This window comes from Pseudomonas oryzihabitans (genome assembly GCF_007665395.1).
In the GTDB taxonomy this organism is placed as follows: Bacteria; Pseudomonadota; Gammaproteobacteria; order Pseudomonadales; family Pseudomonadaceae; genus Chryseomonas; species Chryseomonas psychrotolerans_C.
Map to the genome: position 1 here is coordinate 260589 of NZ_VDND01000003.1, position 15764 is coordinate 276352.

The window sequence follows — 15764 nt, forward strand, 5'->3', positions numbered from 1 at the left end:
CAGTTCAGCCGCGGCCATGGAGCTGATCGAGCAGACGATTGGCGGCCAAGGCAGTGTCCAGGGTGGCCAGTTCCGGGCGCTGCTGGCCGAGCAACCGATCGAACACCGCCAGGGCGCCCTGGGGTACGCCGGGATCCAGGCCCTCGGCCAGTACCTGACGGTTGCCCTTGGCATCATGAAGCAGCAGCCGTCCGGCGGAGACTTCCAGCGTCCCCGCGCTGCCATCCAGCCGGATGGCCAGGCGTGGACCACGCAGGGTGGCGCTGGCGCGCAGGTGGACCGGCAACGCGCCGGCCCTGAGCAGGGCCTCGCCGCCATGATCCAGCGGCCAACCGGCGTCACGCTCCAGCCGACAGTGTTCGACGGTGAGCGGCTGGCCGGTCAGCCAGGCGCTGAAGTCGAGCAGATGCACCGCCAGGTCGCCGAAGGCGCCGTAGCCCATGCGCGCCTCGTCCAGGTGCGCCGGCCAGTCGCTCAGCCAGCCTTCCAGCAGCCCCGGATGGCCCGCGGTCAATGACAGGTGGGTGAGGGTGCCGATGGCACCGTCCCGCGCCAGCTGGCGCAGCTGCTGCAAGGCCGGATCGGTACGCAGGTAGAAGCCGCTGAACACGGAGCGCCCGGCGAGTCGCTCGGCCAGGGCGGTGGCCCGCGTGGCCGAGACGGCCAGCGGCTTTTCCACGAACAGATGACGGGCACGAGGCAGCAGGGCCGCCACCGCTGCCTCGTGATCGTCGATGGCGGTGGTGACGAAGGCCAGGTCCACCGCGGGCACCTGCGCGAAGTCGTCCAGCACGGGCAGGCCATGGGGCGCGGCGAGGCGTTGGGCACGCTCGGGATCGCGCTCGCTTGCCACCGCTACCACCCGTACCCGTGGGTCGGCCAGGCTGGTGTTCAGGTAGTCCTGGGCGTGGATCTGTTCGCAACCGACGATGGCGACGCTGAGCATGACGCGGGGTCCTCTAACGGTGGCTATACCATTATGGACCCCCGAGATGTCGCTAAGCTTCCCCGGTCAGGCCGGCTGGTAGGCCTTGCCGAACCGGTTGGCCAGGAAGGCGTCCATGTCCACCTGCTCCTGGGCGATGAAGCCCCGCGGCGGCAGCTTGCCTTCACGGAACAGATCCAGGGCGGTGCAGATACCGGCCGCGGTGGTGATCTGGATGGCGCTGGTCAGCTGGCCGTCGCGCTCGGCGGCAAAGATCTTGCGGCTGAACACCTCCTGCACCAGCTTGCCGCCGCGCATCCCGCTGACGGTGACGAACACCAGCACCACGTCCTGCATGGTGGTGGGCACGGCGCCGCGCAGGATGTTCTTGAGCTGCTCCTGGTCGCCGGCCAGGCGCAGGTCTTCCAGCAGGAACTTCATCAGGTCGCGGTGACCGGGATAGCGCACGGTCTTGTAGTCCAGGGTTTCCACCTGGCCCTGCAGGGTCTCGCAGAGGGTGCCCAGACCGCCCGAAGTGTTGAAGGCCTCGTACTCCACGCCATCCAGGGAGAAGTGCTCCAGGCCTTCCAGCGGCTGCACCAGTTGCAGCTCGCCGTTGCGCACCGCCTCGCAGGGGTGGCAGTACTCGTTGACCAGGCCGTCGACGCTCCAGGTCAGGTTGTACTTCAGGGCATTGGTGGGAAATTCCGGCAGGGCGCCAACGCGCATCTTCACCTCGCGCACACTGTCGAAGCGCTTGGCCAGGGAGTGGGCGGCGATGCCGATGAAGCCCGGCGCCAGACCGCACTGGGGCATGAAGGCGTTGCTCGCGCCCTCGGCCAACTGGCGGATGGCCTTGGTCGCCTTCACGTCTTCGGTCAGGTCGAAGTAGTGGGTATTGGTGGCCTTGGCCGCCTGGGCCACGGGGATCGCCAGGTGATAGGGCAGGGCGTTGAGCACCACGTCCTGGTCGTCCAGGGCGGCGGTCAGAGCGGCGGCATCGGAGGTATCGAGGGTGCGGGTCCGCACGCCCAGGGCCGCGATGGCGGCCAGGGCGCGTTCGTCACGATCCGCCACCGTCACCCGGTAGTCGCCACTGGCATGCAGCAATTGCGAAATGGTGTAGCCGATGTGGCCGGCGCCGAGCAGGGTGACGTTCATGGCGGATCCTCCGTGGTTGAGGCTCCAGCTTAGAAAGCGGCGCTGCCAGATGTGAGCGTCAGAGCGTCGAATCGTTGTGCTTTATTTGACGAAGCGGCGGAGTTTTCGTCGTTTCGACGAAGCGTTTCGCTTTTGAGCCGAAACGTTCCTGCCACAGGCTTTGGATTGACCGTAGGTTGGGTTGAGACGGCTTCATCGTCGAAGCCCAACAGGGATGTTCAGCTTGGGCAGTGTTGGGCTTCGCTGCGCTCAACCCAACCTACGGCGGCCGGTAGGGGCGGTCGCTACGGCGCGCCGGCATGGCCACGATCAGCGCTGTGTAGGGTCGGCACCCCGGCTAACCACCACGGCTGCAATCACTACCTAACCCGGCACCACTCGCAACACCTGACCCTCCTCGCCATCGGTGAGCAGCCAGAGATTGCCGTCCGGCCCGCTGCGCACGTCGCGCAGGCGTTGGTCCAATTCCTGGAACAGCAACTCCTGCGGGCCGGGTACGCCGTTCACCAGCGGTATCCGCCGCACCGATTTCTCCCGCAGCGCCGCCACGAACAGACTGCCGCGCCAGGCGGGAAAGCCCTGGCCGTCGTACCAGGTCAGGCCGGCCGGTGCGATCGACGGCGTCCACTCCAGCAGCGGCGGGGTGATGCCCGGCAGGTCGCGGAACGGCGTGATGCGCGCGCCGGTGTAATCCACGCCGCCGGTGGTCAGCGGCCAGCCGTAGTTGGCCCCGCTGCGGATCAGATTGAGTTCGTCGCCACCCTTGGAGCCATGCTCGTGCTCATAGAGCGCCTGGCGCTCGGCCACCCAGACCAGGCCCTGGGGATTGCGATGGCCCAGGCTGTAGATCTCCGGCAGGGCGCCGGGTCGTTCGATGAAGGGATTGTCCGCGGGCACCTGGCCGTCCCGGGTGATGCGCACGATCTTGCCCAAATGGGTATTCAGCCGCTGGGCGTCGGTCCGCTCCACGTTGCCATCACCCAGGGCGATGGCCAGGGTGCCGTCGCCGAGCAGCGCCATGCGTGCGCCGAAGTGCTGGCCGAAGGGCTTGGCCGGTTGGCTGGTGAACAGCGTCCGGACGTCCTGCAGGCGCATGCCGTCCAGCCGGGCACGTATCACGCGCAGGTGATTGGCCTCGCGCGTGCCGGTGGCGTAGGAGAGATAGAGCAGCTGGTTGTTCGCAAAGTCCGGGTCCGGCAATACCTCGAACAGCCCGGCCTGGCCTTCGCTATACAACTCGGGCAACCCGGCTACGGCCTCGGCCTGCAGGGCGAGCCGGCCCTGGCCGTCCGGCACCAGCAGGCGCAGCCGTCCGGCGCCCTCGGTCAGCAGCGCCCGGCCATCGGGCAGGAAGGCCAGTGACCAGGGCCGCTCCAGCCCGATCGCCAGCGTCTCGATCCGGTAGGCGGGGGCGGCCGTGGCCAGCGGACCGCCCAGCATCATCAGTAACACAATCCAGGCCCGGCGCCCGGAAGCTTTGGCCCCTGGCCAGGGTCTACCGCAGGCATCCGCTGTCGCTACCATCTTGGCCTCTCTTCGAGAACGTCCGTTCATGTCCAAATCGCTCTGGCACGCTTTTTTCAGACCCCGCACCCTGCTGGCCTTCGCTGCCGCCCTGCTGCTGGCCACTGCCTGGGGCAGCCTGGTGCAGACCCAGTACAACCTGGCCGCGCTGCAGGGCCTGGGGCAGCCGATAGACGCCGCCACCCGGTGGCAGACCTCGTTGCAGGATCTGCTGGGCTTCGGACCCGTCTACGCCGCCATCGTGCTCGCCGCTTGGTTACCAGCCTTTGCCGTCGCCAGCTGGCTTGGGCGTCGTAGCGGGGCTTACCGGGCCTGCCTGCTGCCGCTGGCCACCAGTGTCAGCCTGATCGCCGCCATCCGCCTGATCGACGCCTTCGCCCCCATGCCGGTGCTGATCTACGCCACCCGCACCCTGGAGGGGCTGCTGGCGATGGCCGTGGGCGGCCTGCTCGGTGGCCTGCTGTTCCTCTGGCTGGTCCGGCCCAGTGCCGACCCGGCAGGTGTTCTACGCTAGGCGGTCGATTTCAGGATGAGGTCAGCTTCATCAACACCAGCCCGCTGACGATCAAGGCCGCGGCCAGGATCCGCAACGGACTCGCCGCCTCGCCGAGCACCAGGATGCCCACCACGAAGGCGCCCACCGCGCCGATGCCGGTCCAGATCGTGTAGGCGGTGCCTAGCGGCAGGCTGCGCATGGCGATCGACAGGAGCGCCACGCTCGCCACCATGGCGACGAGGGTGATCAGCGTCGGTGTGACCCGGGTGAAGCCCGCCGACTGCTTCATGTAGAACGCCCAGACCACCTCGAGCAGTCCCGCACACACCAGATAGAACCAAGCCAACGACGGCCTCCTGTAAAACCGGGCCGTCCCGGAGCGCTGCCCGCCGATCTCAGGGGCGTCCCCAGGGCTGGAAGAGAGGAGCGGCAAGAGTTCACCGCCGAATCGGCCCCGCTATCCTAGCCGCTCACCCCCGGGCCTCGCGACCCGAGGTGCTCGGTGGGTAGCCACTAAGGGCTAACGCGGTTGGCAGATCTGCCCGGCGATGGCGTCGAACTCGCGGTCGAAACTGGCGCGTTCGGCGGCACTGAGGAAGCCCTGCTGGGTGATGAAGTCAGTGCTCCTTTGCCGCACCTGGGCGATGCGCGCGCTGAACTGGTTCGCCTGCTGCTGACTGATCCGCCGCGCGATCCGCGCCGTGCTCACATCCGCCTGCAGCACGTTGGCGCGCATGGAGAGATGCGCCTGCCGCGGATCGGTGATGGACCCGCCCAGCTCGCCCGGCAAGGCGCGCTGCTGCTGCAGATTGCAGCTGGGCAGACCGAGGTCGTCTGGGTGACCCTGGTGCTGGGTGCAGGCACCGAGGGCGAGGGGCAACAGCAGCAGGAGCAGGGCTTTCATCGGGTCGCCGCGGAAGTGGCCAGGGGCAGCCCTTGAGAACCCGCGCGGGGCACTTCGTTCGGCAAGGCTCCGGAGCGGGCGCGAGGCAAACCCTGGCCGTGCGCGGAGCGGCGCCCCGGCCCTAGTCGGCGGCGCGCGCCTGGCGTTCCAATCCTGCCAGCTGCAGGCGGGCGCCCTCGGCCATCGGACCTCTGCCGGCCGCGGTACTTTGCAAGAGCGAATAGTGCAGCGAATGAGCCGCCGCCTCTAGGCCCGGCCGGATGGCCTGGCTGGCCTCGGCGAGGGCGGTGTCTTCGGTGAAGAGCGGGGCGGCCAGAAAGAGGGTAACCGAGCTGGTCAGGAGGTATTTCATACAGGCTTCCTTGCTGTGTGATCACCAGGGTATCGGCATCCGGCCGGTGGGCTTTACCTGGTGCGGGTCAGCAGAGCTTAGCCCAAGATCGTGCGGGGGGTGCGGATGATGGTCAGACGAATCAGGCCGGTGATCGGTCCGAACCGGCCGCCCGGAGATCGCGAAGGAACGCCAGAAACGCCAAAGCCCGCGCGATGGCGGGCTTTGGCGATGTTCACGCGACCGCAGGGGCGGTGAACGGGAGATGGCGCACTCGGCGGGATTCGAACCCACGACCCCTGCCTTCGGAGGGCAGTACTCTATCCAGCTGAGCTACGAGTGCAGCGATTCGGTGACGCTGAATCGGTCGCCATCATACTCACCTTGCCTCGGACCGTCCATGCCCAGATGCACGATGTTGTTGATTTTGAACGACTGTTTCGTCGGGTCAGGCAGGGGCTGCCTAAACAGTGGCGAGGTCGATGAGAAAACGGCGCGTTCGCTATTGCGCGGGGGTTCAGGATTCTCCTAGGATGCGTTCAATATTTCGAACGCCGTAGCGTCTTGGACGGCGAGTCAGGGTGCCCTGAACGGTGGCCACGCCAGCGTTGCCAAACCTGACCCTATCGCAGGCGCAGGGGTGTCACGCCCTTGCTTCCGGCCCTTTCAGCCAAGGAGACCGTAATGCAGCTCAAAGATGCTTCCCTGTTTCGCCAGCAAGCCTATGTCGACGGCGCCTGGATCGACGCCGACAGCGGTGCCACCGTCGGCGTGGACAACCCCGCCACCGGCGAGACCCTGGGCACCATTCCCAAGCTCGGCCGCGCCGAGACCAAGCGCGCCATCGACGCCGCCAACCGCGCCCTGCCGGCCTGGCGTGCGCTGACCGCCAAGGAGCGCTCGGCCAAGCTGCGTCGTTGGTACGAACTGATGATCGAGAACCAGGACGACCTGGGTCGCCTGATGACCCTGGAGCAGGGCAAGCCGCTGGCCGAGGCCAAGGGCGAGATCGCCTATGCCGCCTCCTTCATCGAGTGGTTCGCCGAGGAAGCCAAGCGCATCTATGGCGACACCATCCCCGGCCACCAGGCCGACAAGCGCATCCTGGTGATCAAGCAGCCCATCGGCGTCACCGCCGCCATCACGCCGTGGAACTTCCCCACCGCGATGATCACCCGCAAGGCCGGTCCGGCCCTGGCCGCCGGCTGCACCATGGTCATCAAGCCCGCCAGCCAGACGCCGTACTCGGCGCTGGCCCTGGCCGAACTGGCCGAGCGCGCCGGCATTCCCAAGGGCGTGCTGAGCGTGGTCACCGGCTCCGCCACCGAGATCGGTGCCGAGCTGACCGAGAGCCCCATCGTGCGCAAGATCTCCTTCACCGGCTCCACCGAGATCGGTGCCAAGCTGATGGAGCAGAGCGCCCCGACCATCAAGAAGCTGTCGCTGGAGCTGGGTGGCAACGCCCCCTTCATCGTCTTCGACGACGCCGACCTGGACAAGGCTGTGGAAGGCGCCATCGCCTCCAAGTACCGCAATGCCGGCCAGACCTGCGTCTGCGTCAACCGCCTCTACATCCAGGACGGCGTCTACGAGGCCTTCGCCGAGAAGTTCAAGGCCGCCGTGGCCAAGCTCAAGGTCGGCAACGGCCTGGAAGAGGGCGTGACCATCGGCCCGCTGATCGACGCCAAGGCCGCCGCCAAGGTCAAGGAGCACATCGACGACGCCGTGAGCCAGGGTGCCAAGGTCATCGCCGGGGGCAAGGCCCACGCCAATGGCGGCAGCTACTTCGAACCGACCATCCTCGCCGAGGTGCCCAAGAGCGCCAAGGTATCCAAGGAAGAGACCTTCGGCCCGCTGGCGCCGCTGTTCCGCTTCAAGGACGAGGCCGAGGTCATCGAGCTGGCCAACGACACCGAATTCGGCCTGGCCTCCTACTTCTATGCCCGCGACCTGTCCCGCGTGTTCCGCGTGGCCGAGGCGCTGGAGTACGGCATGGTCGGCATCAACACCGGCCTGATCTCCAACGAGGTCGCTCCCTTCGGTGGCGTCAAGGCCTCCGGCCTGGGCCGCGAAGGCTCCAAGTACGGCATCGAGGAATACCTGGAGATCAAGTACCTCTGCCTGGGCGTCTGATCCGGCTTTCGGCTGGGCCTGTTGGGCTTCGCTGCGCTCAACCCAACCTACGCGTGTTTCGTAGGTTGGGTTGAGACGGCTTCTTCGTCGAAGCCCAACACTTCCAGCTCGTCCCTAGCTTTCCCCCGGCGCGGACGCCGGGCCGTTGGCAGTCGATCATCGTATGCTGCCCGGAATCCGGTCCGCGCTTTTTCCGTAGCCGGCCGCACGATGAGCGGCCATCGAGGACTGCAATGAGCCACACCAACGATTCCCTGATGCACCGCCGCAGCGCCGCCGTCGCCCGTGGCGTCGGCCAGACCCATCCGATCTTCGTCGCCCGCGCGGAGAACGCCAAGGTCTGGGACGTCGAGGGCAACGAATTCCTGGACTTCGCCGGCGGCATTGCCGTGCTCAACACCGGCCACCTGCATCCGCGCGTGGTGGCGGCCGTGCAGGAACAGCTGACCAAGGTCTCCCACACCTGCTTCCAGGTGCTGGCCTACGAGCCCTATGTCGAGGTCTGCGAAAAGCTCAACGAGCTGGTGCCGGGCAACTTCCCGAAGAAGACCGCGCTGTTCAACTCCGGCTCCGAAGCGGTGGAGAACGCCGTCAAGATCGCCCGCGCCGCCACCCAGCGTGCCGGCGTCATCGCCTTCTCCAGCGCCTACCATGGTCGCACCATGATGACCCTGTCGCTCACCGGCAAGGTCGCGCCCTATTCGGCCGGCATGGGCCTGATGCCCGGCGGCGTCTATCGCGCGCTCTATCCCTGCGAACTGCACGGCATCAGCGTCGATGACGCCATCGCCAGCGTCGAGCGCATCTTCAAGAACGATGCCGCCCCGGCTGACGTGGCCGCCATCATCCTCGAGCCGGTGCAGGGCGAGGGCGGTTTCTATGCCGCGCCCAAGGACTTCATGCAGCGCCTGCGCAAGCTCTGCGACACCCATGGCATCCTGCTGATCGCCGACGAAGTCCAGTCCGGTGCCGGGCGCACCGGGACCTTCTTCGCCATGGAGCAGATGGGCGTCGACGCCGACCTGGTGACCTTCGCCAAGTCCATCGCCGGTGGTTTCCCACTGTCGGGCGTGACCGGTCGCGCCACCGTGATGGACGCCGTCGTCCCGGGTGGCCTGGGCGGCACCTACGCGGGCAGCCCCATCGCCTGCGCCGCGGCCCTGGCGGTGATCGAGACCTTCGAGCAGGAGCACCTGCTGGACAGATCCAAGGCCGTGGGTGAGCGTCTTACCGTGGGCCTGCGCGAACTGGCCGCCAAGCACCGGCAGATCGTCGAGGTGCGGGGCCTGGGCGCCATGATCGCCATGGAGCTGGGCAAGGGCGGCGACGTCGAGCAGCCCGATGCCGAGCTGACCAGTCAGGTCGTCGTCCGCGCCCGCCAGAAAGGCCTGATCCTGCTCAGCTGCGGCAGCTACGGCAACGTGCTGCGCATCCTGGTGCCGCTGACCGCCAGCGACGCCGAGCTGGATCGCGGCTTGGCCATTATCGGCGAGTGCTTTGCCGAATTGGCTTGAGTGCTGATCGACCGCCCTCGAAAGAGGGCGGTTTTGGTGTGACGGACTTGGCAAAAAGTCCACTTTTGCCGCATCATCCGCCGCTTCGCTTGCCGCAAGCAGGAGTGGGTTGGGATGCCGCCCCTGATACTCATCGTCGATGCCAATCCCTGGACGCGGGATCTGCTCAAGTCACTCGTCCTGGCCGCACGCGCCGACGCCCAGGTCCACGAATACGGCCATGGCTATCAGGCCCTCGCCGAGCTGGACCAGCGCAAGAGATGCGCCCTGGTCATCGCCGAACGCCCTGCCGACTGCGATGGACTCGACCTGCTGCGCCGTATCCGCCAGCGCGGCACCCAGCCCCTGCAGCCGGTCATCCTGCTCTCCGACCAGGCCGATGCCGCCTATGTGCGCGCGGCGCTGCGCCTCGCGCCCACCGCCTACCTGGTCAAGCCCTACAACGCCGAAGAATTGCTGCGGCGCTTGCGCAGCCTGTTGCCGCCCGCGGGCGAGGATACCCAGGTAGACCCATCCGGCCCCCAGGGTACCCTGGACGACTACCTGCAGCGCATGGCCGCGGAGATCGACGCCGTGCCGTTGTTCGCCGACCTGCCCGCCATCATCCAGCGCTGCCGTGACAGCGCGAGCTGCAGCCTGGGCGAACTGGAGACCGAGTTCAGCCAGGATCCGCTGGTCACCGCGACCCTGATCGCCGCGGCCAACAGCGCCTCCCAGCGCGTGGGCCAGTCCTGCCAGACGCTCAGCCAGGCGCTGCCGCGCCTGGGCGTCGGCTTCACCCTGAACTTGGTGCTGGGTCTGAGCCTCAAGCGCGCGACGCGGCTGGCCGATCCGCTGCTGGCCGGGCGCGCCGAAGGCTATCTGCACCTGGCCCAGCGCGCCGCTGATTGCGCGCGGCTGCTGGCGCTGCGCTATGCCCGGGAAGACGCCGAACGCTGCTACACCGGCGGTCTGCTGCATCGCCTGGGTGAACTGGCCGTGCTGCAGGGGCTGCAGCGCTGGTGCGCGGCGGGCGGTGTGGTCGATGAGGCGGCGGTGACGCGTGCCTTGGCGGACTACAGCTTGGAATTCTCCAGCGAGCTGCAGCGCCATTGGCGCCTGCCGCTGGAGCTGCGCGAGCTGGTGGCGGCGGTGCACAGCCTGCACGGCGTGCTGCCCAAGCCCTCGCTGATCCTGCACCTGGCCGCCCAGGCGGCGTGCCCGCCGCCCGGCGAGTCCCTCGACGGCCTGCTGGAGCACAAGGCCAGCCGCATGCTGGGGCTGGAAGCGCCGGTCTGGAAGCTGGCCGTCACCCAGCTGCAACTGGCCTAGCGCGCGGTATCGGGGCGATAGCCCAGGCGCAGTCCGCCCCAGTGCCGCCCGTTCACCAGGATCGGCACCGAGAGGTCGTGCATCACCTCGCCGGTGTCCCTCATGTAGGTCTGTAGCAGGAGCCGCCGCTGGTGGCTGCCACAGCGCTTGCCGGTACGGTCGCCGAACAGGCGCTTGCTGCGACTGCGCGCCGTATCCACCGCCAGATCGCCGGTCGGGGCATGGGCGAAGGCATTGTTGTGGGTCGGCACGTAGCCTTCGGGAGTACAGGCGATGGCGAACACCAGCCCGGGGTGCTGCGTCAGCAGCGGCTCCTGGATCGCCGGCAGCACGCCGTCGGTATAGCTGTCGAAGCGGGTGCGGTACTTGGGCGGCTGGCTGCCGGGAAGCGGCTGGTACTGGCGGTCGAACAGCGCGTCCGGGGTGATGCGGCCGGCGGCCAGGTCGGCTTCGAAGCGCTGGCCGATGGCATCCGCGCCCTGGCGCGCCAGCTCGAAGATGCGCTGGTGGTAGCTGTCCAGGCCTACCTCGGCCAGGCGTTCGCTGCTGGCTTCGGCCATGTCCACCAGTTCGTCGGCGGCGCTGCTCAGGCGATTGGTCTGGCGCTCGCTGTCGGCCAGGTCGCTGTGCACCTGCGCCACTGCCTCCGCCAGGTTTTCCAGCTGGACGAGATTGGCCGAGGTGCCCTGGGCGATGTCCTCCGCCTGGCGTTCGGCGGTCTGCGCCAGCCGGGCGATCTCCTGCAAGCCTTCGCCGGTATGCTCGACACGGCGTACGCCGTCTTCCAGGGCGGTGGCCAGTTCCTGGATCTGGCTGACCACGGCGCCGGTCTGCTGGCTGATGTCGGCGACGATCACCCCGACCTCGCCGGTCGCGCTGGAGGTCCGTGCCGCCAGACCCCGTACCTCATCGGCCACCACGGCGAAGCCGCGACCGTGTTCGCCGGCCCGCGCCGCCTCGATGGCGGCATTGAGCGCCAGCAGGTTGGTCTGGCTGGCGATGGCCTGGATGACCGCGGTGACCTGCTGGATCTTGTCGGTGCGCACGCTGAGCCCGGCGATCAGTTCGCGGCTCTCGCGGGCATGATCGCTCAGGGCGCGGATGGCGGCGATCGCCTCGCCCAGGGCCTCACGCCCGGCTTCGCTGCGTTCGTGCACCTGCTGCACTACGTCCAGCGCCTGGCGGGCGCTGCCGGCACTGTCCTGTTCGGTCTGGGTCAGCGCGGCGGCGCTGCTGGCCATCTGCGCGGCGGCGCTGGCCTGGGACTGCACCCGGGCCGCCAGCTGCTGGGCCGCATAGGCGACGCCGGCGATGGCCACCGCATTGCGCGCCGTACTGCGTGAAAGGTCGCGGGTGAGGTCGTCGAGTGGCTGGGTCACCGCCGGCGGCGCGGCAGGGGCGCGCATCAGCAGCCAGGGCCAGAGCGCGGCGACGAAGGTCAGGCCCACGCCGGCCGCTGTAGGCAGGGCCAGGCGCTGCCAGAACAGCAGCGCCGCGCCGAGGGCGAGCAGGTGAAGCGACAACACGAGTGGCCAGCGCCTGGGCATGCGACCTCCTTGTTCTTGTGCTCGGGTCGATGCCGAAACCGTGACGGCTTCGACGTCACGATCATGGAGCCAAGTTTCCGGAGGTTGCAACGGTTGTCTGACGTTATTGGCTACGACCTTGGTCGCAGCCGACCGAAGGCGCCGCTCAAGGAGTGCGCGGCAGGAAGTGCAGCGGCGTACCGCGTTGCAGGCCGGCCAGCACCGGGTGGTCCTTGACCAGTTCCACCTCGATCACCTCGCTCTGCTCCGGCACCTTCAGGGTCACCCGGGTGATGGCGCCGAGCGGCCGGATGTCCCGTACCTCGGCGGCGTGATAGCCCGGCCGCGCCTCGCGCTCCAGCTCCACCTCGTGCGGCCGGAACAGCACCTCCCGCTCGCCCAGCGCCAGGCGGTTGGAGTCGCCGAGGAAGTGATAGACGAAGTCGCTGGCCGGCTGTTCGTAGACCTCGGCGGGGGAGCCCACCTGCTCGATCTGCCCCTTGTTCATCACCACGATGCGGTCGGCCACTTCCATGGCTTCTTCCTGGTCGTGGGTGACGAACACCGAGGTCAGGTGGATCTCCTCGTGCAGGCGCGCCAGCCAGCGGCGCAGTTCCTTGCGCACCTTGGCGTCCAGGGCGCCGAAGGGTTCGTCGAGCAGCAGGATCTTCGGCTCCACCGCCAGGGCGCGAGCCAGGGCGATGCGCTGGCGCTGGCCACCGGAGAGTTGCTCCGGATAGCGATCGGCGAGCCAGTCGAGCTGCACCATGTTCAGCAGTTCATGCACCTTGCTGGCGATCTGCGCCTCGCTGGGGCGCTCGCGGCGCGGCTTCATGCGCAGGCCGAAGGCGACGTTGTCGAATACCGTCATGTGGCGGAACAGGGCGTAGTGCTGGAAGACGAAGCCGACGTTGCGATCACGCACGTCGCGGCCGGAGACGTCCTCGCCATGGAAGCCGATGTTGCCGGCATCCGGCGACTCCAGGCCGGCGATGATGCGCAGCAGGGTGGTCTTGCCGCAGCCGGAGGGGCCGAGCAGGGCAACCAGTTCGCCGCTCTCGATGTGCAGGTTGATGTCCTTGAGCGCCTGGAAGGCGCCGAACCTCTTGTTGATGCCCTGGATTTCAATGCTCATGGCGGCTCATTCCTCGTCACGGTGCTGCAGTTGGCGGCTCAGGCGGCTCTCGCTCCACTGCCGCAGCAGCAGGATCAACAGCGCCATCATCAGCAGCAGGATCGCCACGCTGAAGGCGGCGACGATGTTGTATTCGTTGTAGAGAATCTCGATGTGCAACGGCAGGGTGTTGGTCAGGCCGCGGATATGGCCGGAGACCACCGACACCGCGCCGAACTCGCCCATGGCCCGCGCGGTGCACAGCACCACGCCATAGATCAGCGCCCATTTCACGTTGGGCAGGGTCACGTGCCAGAACAGCTGCCAGCCGCTGGCGCCCAGCAGGCGCGCCGCCTCTTCCTCCTGGGTGCCCTGTTCCTGCATCAGCGGGATCAGCTCGCGGGCCACGTAGGGGAAGGTGACGAAGATGGTCGCCAGGACGATGCCGGGCACGGCGAAGACGATCTGCACGTCGACGCTCTGCAGGTAGGGTCCCAGCAGGCCCTGGGCGCCGAACAGCAGCACATAGATGAGGCCAGCGATCACCGGCGAGACCGAGAAGGGCAGGTCGATCAGGGTGAGCAGCAGGCTCTTGCCGGTGAACTCGAACTTGGTCACGCACCAGGCCGCGGCCAGGCCGAACGCCAGGTTCAGCGGCACCGAGATGGCGGTGGCGAACAGCGTCAGCTTGAGCGCGGAAAGCGCATCCGGTTCGCTGATGGCGTCCCAGAAGGCGCCGATGCCGTGGGCCAGGCCCTGGCTCAGCACCATGTACAGCGGCAGGACCAGGATCAGCAGGAACACCAGCCAGGCGCTGGCGATCAGTGCGATGGCCACCGGCGTACGCTGCGCACTGGCCCGCGCATCGGCTTTGGTCGAAGTCATGAGGCTCATGCGGACGTCCTTAGATATTGGGCTGGATGCGGCGCTGCAGGAGGTTGATCAGCAGCAGCATGACGAAGGACACCAGCAGCATGAACACGCCGATGCCGGTGGCGCCGGTGTAGTCGTACTGGTCCAGCTTGGAGACGATGAGCAGCGGCAGGATCTCGGTCTTGAACGGGATGTTGCCGGCGATGAACACCACCGAGCCGTACTCGCCCACGCCGCGGGCGAAGGCCAGGGCGAAACCGGTCAGCCAGGCCGGTAGCAGGGTCGGCACCAGCACGTAGCGGAACACCTGCCAGGGCCGGGCGCCCAGGCAGGTGGCGGCTTCCTCGATCTCCTTTGGGATGTCCGCCAGCACCGGCTGCAGGGTGCGCACCACGAAGGGCAGGGTGACGAAGATCAGCGCCAGGGTGATGCCGAGGGGGGTGTAGGCGATCTTGAAGGGAAACAGCGAGCCGATCATGCCATTGGGGGCATAGAGGGCGGTCAGGGCGATGCCGGCCACCGCGGTGGGCAGGGCGAAGGGCAGGTCGACCATGGCGTCGATCAGCTTGCGTCCGGGAAACTCGTAGCGCACCAGCACCCAGGCCAGCAGGGTGCCGAGGATCCCGTTGACGAGGGCGGCGAGCAGGGCGGTGCCGAAGGACAGCTGCAGGGCCGCCTGCACCTGGCGGCCGGTGATCAGCGACCAGAACTGGCCGAGGCTCAGCTGGCTGGCATGGAGGAACATGGCGCCTAGCGGGATCAGCACGATCAGCGCGAGGTAGGTCAGGGAGAATCCCAGGGTCAACCCGAAGCCGGGTATGACCGGGGAGAGACGGCGAGACATGGGGCGTCCTTCTGCAAGGCGCCCCGGCGATGCATTCGCCAGGGCGCAGAGGGGGGAACGATACCTGTTCCGGGCCGGTCAGCGTGAGCCGTCCCGGCCAGAGGCTTACTTGTTGATGTCGGCGAAGATCTTGTCGAACACGCCGCCGTCGGCGAAGTACTTCGGCTGGGCATCCTTCCAGCCACCGAATTCCTGGTCGATGGTCACCAGCTTGACCGGCTTGAACTGATCCTTGAATTCCGCCGCTACCTTGGCGTCGCGGGGACGGTAGAAGTTCTGCGCGGCGATGCGCTGGCCCTCGGGGCTGTAGAGGTACTGCAGGTAGGCCTCGGCCTGTTTGCGGGTACCCTTCTTGTCGACCACCTTGTCCACCACCGCGACCGGCGGCTCGGCGAGGATCGACAGCGACGGGGTGACGATCTCCAACTGGTCGCCGCCTTCTTCCTTGAGCGACAGGTAGGCCTCGTTCTCCCAGGCGACCAGCACGTCGCCCAGCTGACGCTGCACGAAGCTGATGGTGGCGCCGCGGGCGCCGGTGTCCAGCACCGGGGCGTGGCGATAGAGTTCGGTGACGAACTTCAGCGCCTCGGCATCGCTGCCGTACTTGGCCTTGGCATAGGCCCAGGCGGCGAGGAAGTTCCAGCGCGCGCCGCCGGAGGTCTTGGGATTGGGGGTGATGACCTGGACGTCCTTCTTCACCAGGTCGTCCCAGTCCTTGATGCCCTTGGGATTGCCCTTGCGCACCAGGAAGACGATGGTCGAGGTGTAGGGGGTGCTGTTGTCCGCCAGGCGCTTCTGCCAGTTCGGATCGACCAGCTGCTGGTGCAGGTTGAGGGCGTCGATGTCGCCGGACAGCGCCAGGGTCACCACGTCGGCCTGCAGGCCATCGATCACCGAGCGCGCCTGCTTGCCGGAGCCGCCATGGGAATTCTTGATGGTCACGTCTTCGCCGGTTTCGCTCTTCCAGTGCTTGGCGAAGGCGGCGTTGTACTGCTGGTAGAGCTCACGGGTCGGATCGTAGGACACGTTGAGCAGTTCGACGGCATGGACCTGGGTGGCGAACAGGGCACTGGCCAGGGTGGCCAGGGCGAAACGGCGAATGGACATG

At 67.5% G+C, this 15764-nt stretch carries 15 protein-coding genes and 1 tRNA gene; 4 read left to right on the forward strand and 12 right to left on the reverse strand.

All coding sequences use genetic code 11. The annotated features are described in order from the left end of the window. Positions 1-4 precede the first annotated feature (4 nt). The 3 genes from FSV73_RS08735 to FSV73_RS08745 form a co-directional block, all read right to left on the reverse strand. Positions 5-946 (reverse strand): Gfo/Idh/MocA family protein, encoded by a 942-nt coding sequence (locus FSV73_RS08735; protein ID WP_145006832.1) that lies wholly within the window; start codon positions 944-946, stop codon positions 5-7. Positions 947-1012: 66 nt separating this feature from the next. Next, complete coding sequence (locus tag FSV73_RS08740; RefSeq protein ID WP_145006835.1) at positions 1013-2086, reverse strand: saccharopine dehydrogenase family protein; 1074 nt, start codon at positions 2084-2086, stop codon at positions 1013-1015. Positions 2087-2449: 363 nt separating this feature from the next. Then, entirely contained in the window at positions 2450-3529 is a 1080-nt protein-coding gene (locus tag FSV73_RS08745; RefSeq protein ID WP_186309194.1) for a PQQ-dependent sugar dehydrogenase, read from the reverse strand. 109 nt (positions 3530-3638) lie between these two features. Here FSV73_RS08745 and FSV73_RS08750 point away from each other — a divergent pair, with 109 nt between their 5' ends. Beyond that, entirely contained in the window at positions 3639-4124 is a 486-nt protein-coding gene (locus FSV73_RS08750) for a hypothetical protein (protein ID WP_145006838.1), read from the forward strand. Between the two features lie 10 nt (positions 4125-4134). On the opposite strand, the gene sugE is transcribed toward FSV73_RS08750, so the two are convergent. The 4 genes from sugE to FSV73_RS08770 all read right to left on the reverse strand — a co-directional run bounded on the left by sugE (position 4135) and on the right by FSV73_RS08770 (position 5684). Beyond that, positions 4135-4452: a quaternary ammonium compound efflux SMR transporter SugE gene (sugE, locus tag FSV73_RS08755; protein ID WP_145006840.1), complete on the reverse strand. Its 318-nt coding sequence runs from the start codon at positions 4450-4452 to the stop codon at positions 4135-4137. 174 nt (positions 4453-4626) lie between these two features. Next, positions 4627-5010, reverse strand: a complete 384-nt coding sequence (locus tag FSV73_RS08760; RefSeq protein WP_145006843.1) for a hypothetical protein — start codon at positions 5008-5010, stop codon at positions 4627-4629. Between the two features lie 121 nt (positions 5011-5131). After that, positions 5132-5362: a hypothetical protein gene (locus FSV73_RS08765; protein WP_145006846.1), complete on the reverse strand. Its 231-nt coding sequence runs from the start codon at positions 5360-5362 to the stop codon at positions 5132-5134. A 245-nt stretch (positions 5363-5607) separates the two neighbouring features. Continuing rightward, a tRNA-Arg gene (locus FSV73_RS08770) sits at positions 5608-5684 on the reverse strand. Positions 5685-6025: 341 nt separating this feature from the next. On the opposite strand from FSV73_RS08770, the gene gabD reads away from it, so the two are divergent. The 3 genes from gabD (at position 6026) to FSV73_RS08785 (ending at position 10299) form a co-directional block, all read left to right on the forward strand. After that, complete coding sequence (gabD, locus tag FSV73_RS08775; RefSeq protein WP_145006848.1) at positions 6026-7474, forward strand: NADP-dependent succinate-semialdehyde dehydrogenase; 1449 nt, start codon at positions 6026-6028, stop codon at positions 7472-7474. A 233-nt stretch (positions 7475-7707) separates the two neighbouring features. Continuing rightward, entirely contained in the window at positions 7708-8988 is a 1281-nt protein-coding gene (gabT, locus tag FSV73_RS08780; protein ID WP_145006851.1) for a 4-aminobutyrate--2-oxoglutarate transaminase, read from the forward strand. A gap of 114 nt (positions 8989-9102) precedes the next feature. Then, positions 9103-10299, forward strand: a complete 1197-nt coding sequence (locus FSV73_RS08785; protein WP_145006854.1) for an HDOD domain-containing protein — start codon at positions 9103-9105, stop codon at positions 10297-10299. Here the strand turns inward: FSV73_RS08785 and FSV73_RS08790 are convergent. The 5 genes from FSV73_RS08790 to FSV73_RS08810 form a co-directional block, all read right to left on the reverse strand. Further along, positions 10296-11846 (reverse strand): methyl-accepting chemotaxis protein, encoded by a 1551-nt coding sequence (locus FSV73_RS08790; RefSeq protein ID WP_145006856.1) that lies wholly within the window; start codon positions 11844-11846, stop codon positions 10296-10298. The two genes, FSV73_RS08785 and FSV73_RS08790, sit on opposite strands and share 4 nt — an antisense overlap. Before the next feature lie 145 nt (positions 11847-11991). Beyond that, positions 11992-12960: a sulfate/molybdate ABC transporter ATP-binding protein gene (locus FSV73_RS08795; RefSeq protein WP_145006858.1), complete on the reverse strand. Its 969-nt coding sequence runs from the start codon at positions 12958-12960 to the stop codon at positions 11992-11994. A gap of 6 nt (positions 12961-12966) precedes the next feature. Then, the gene (gene cysW / locus FSV73_RS08800; protein WP_437179274.1) at positions 12967-13824 is read right to left on the reverse strand and encodes a sulfate ABC transporter permease subunit CysW; all 858 of its coding nucleotides are present in this window, start codon (positions 13822-13824) and stop codon (positions 12967-12969) included. A 19-nt stretch (positions 13825-13843) separates the two neighbouring features. Next, the gene (gene cysT, locus FSV73_RS08805; protein WP_145006862.1) at positions 13844-14656 is read right to left on the reverse strand and encodes a sulfate ABC transporter permease subunit CysT; all 813 of its coding nucleotides are present in this window, start codon (positions 14654-14656) and stop codon (positions 13844-13846) included. 105 nt (positions 14657-14761) lie between these two features. After that, a complete protein-coding gene (locus FSV73_RS08810; RefSeq protein WP_145006864.1) occupies positions 14762-15763 on the reverse strand; it encodes a sulfate ABC transporter substrate-binding protein in 1002 nt (333 codons plus the stop codon). Position 15764: the final 1 nt, after the last annotated feature.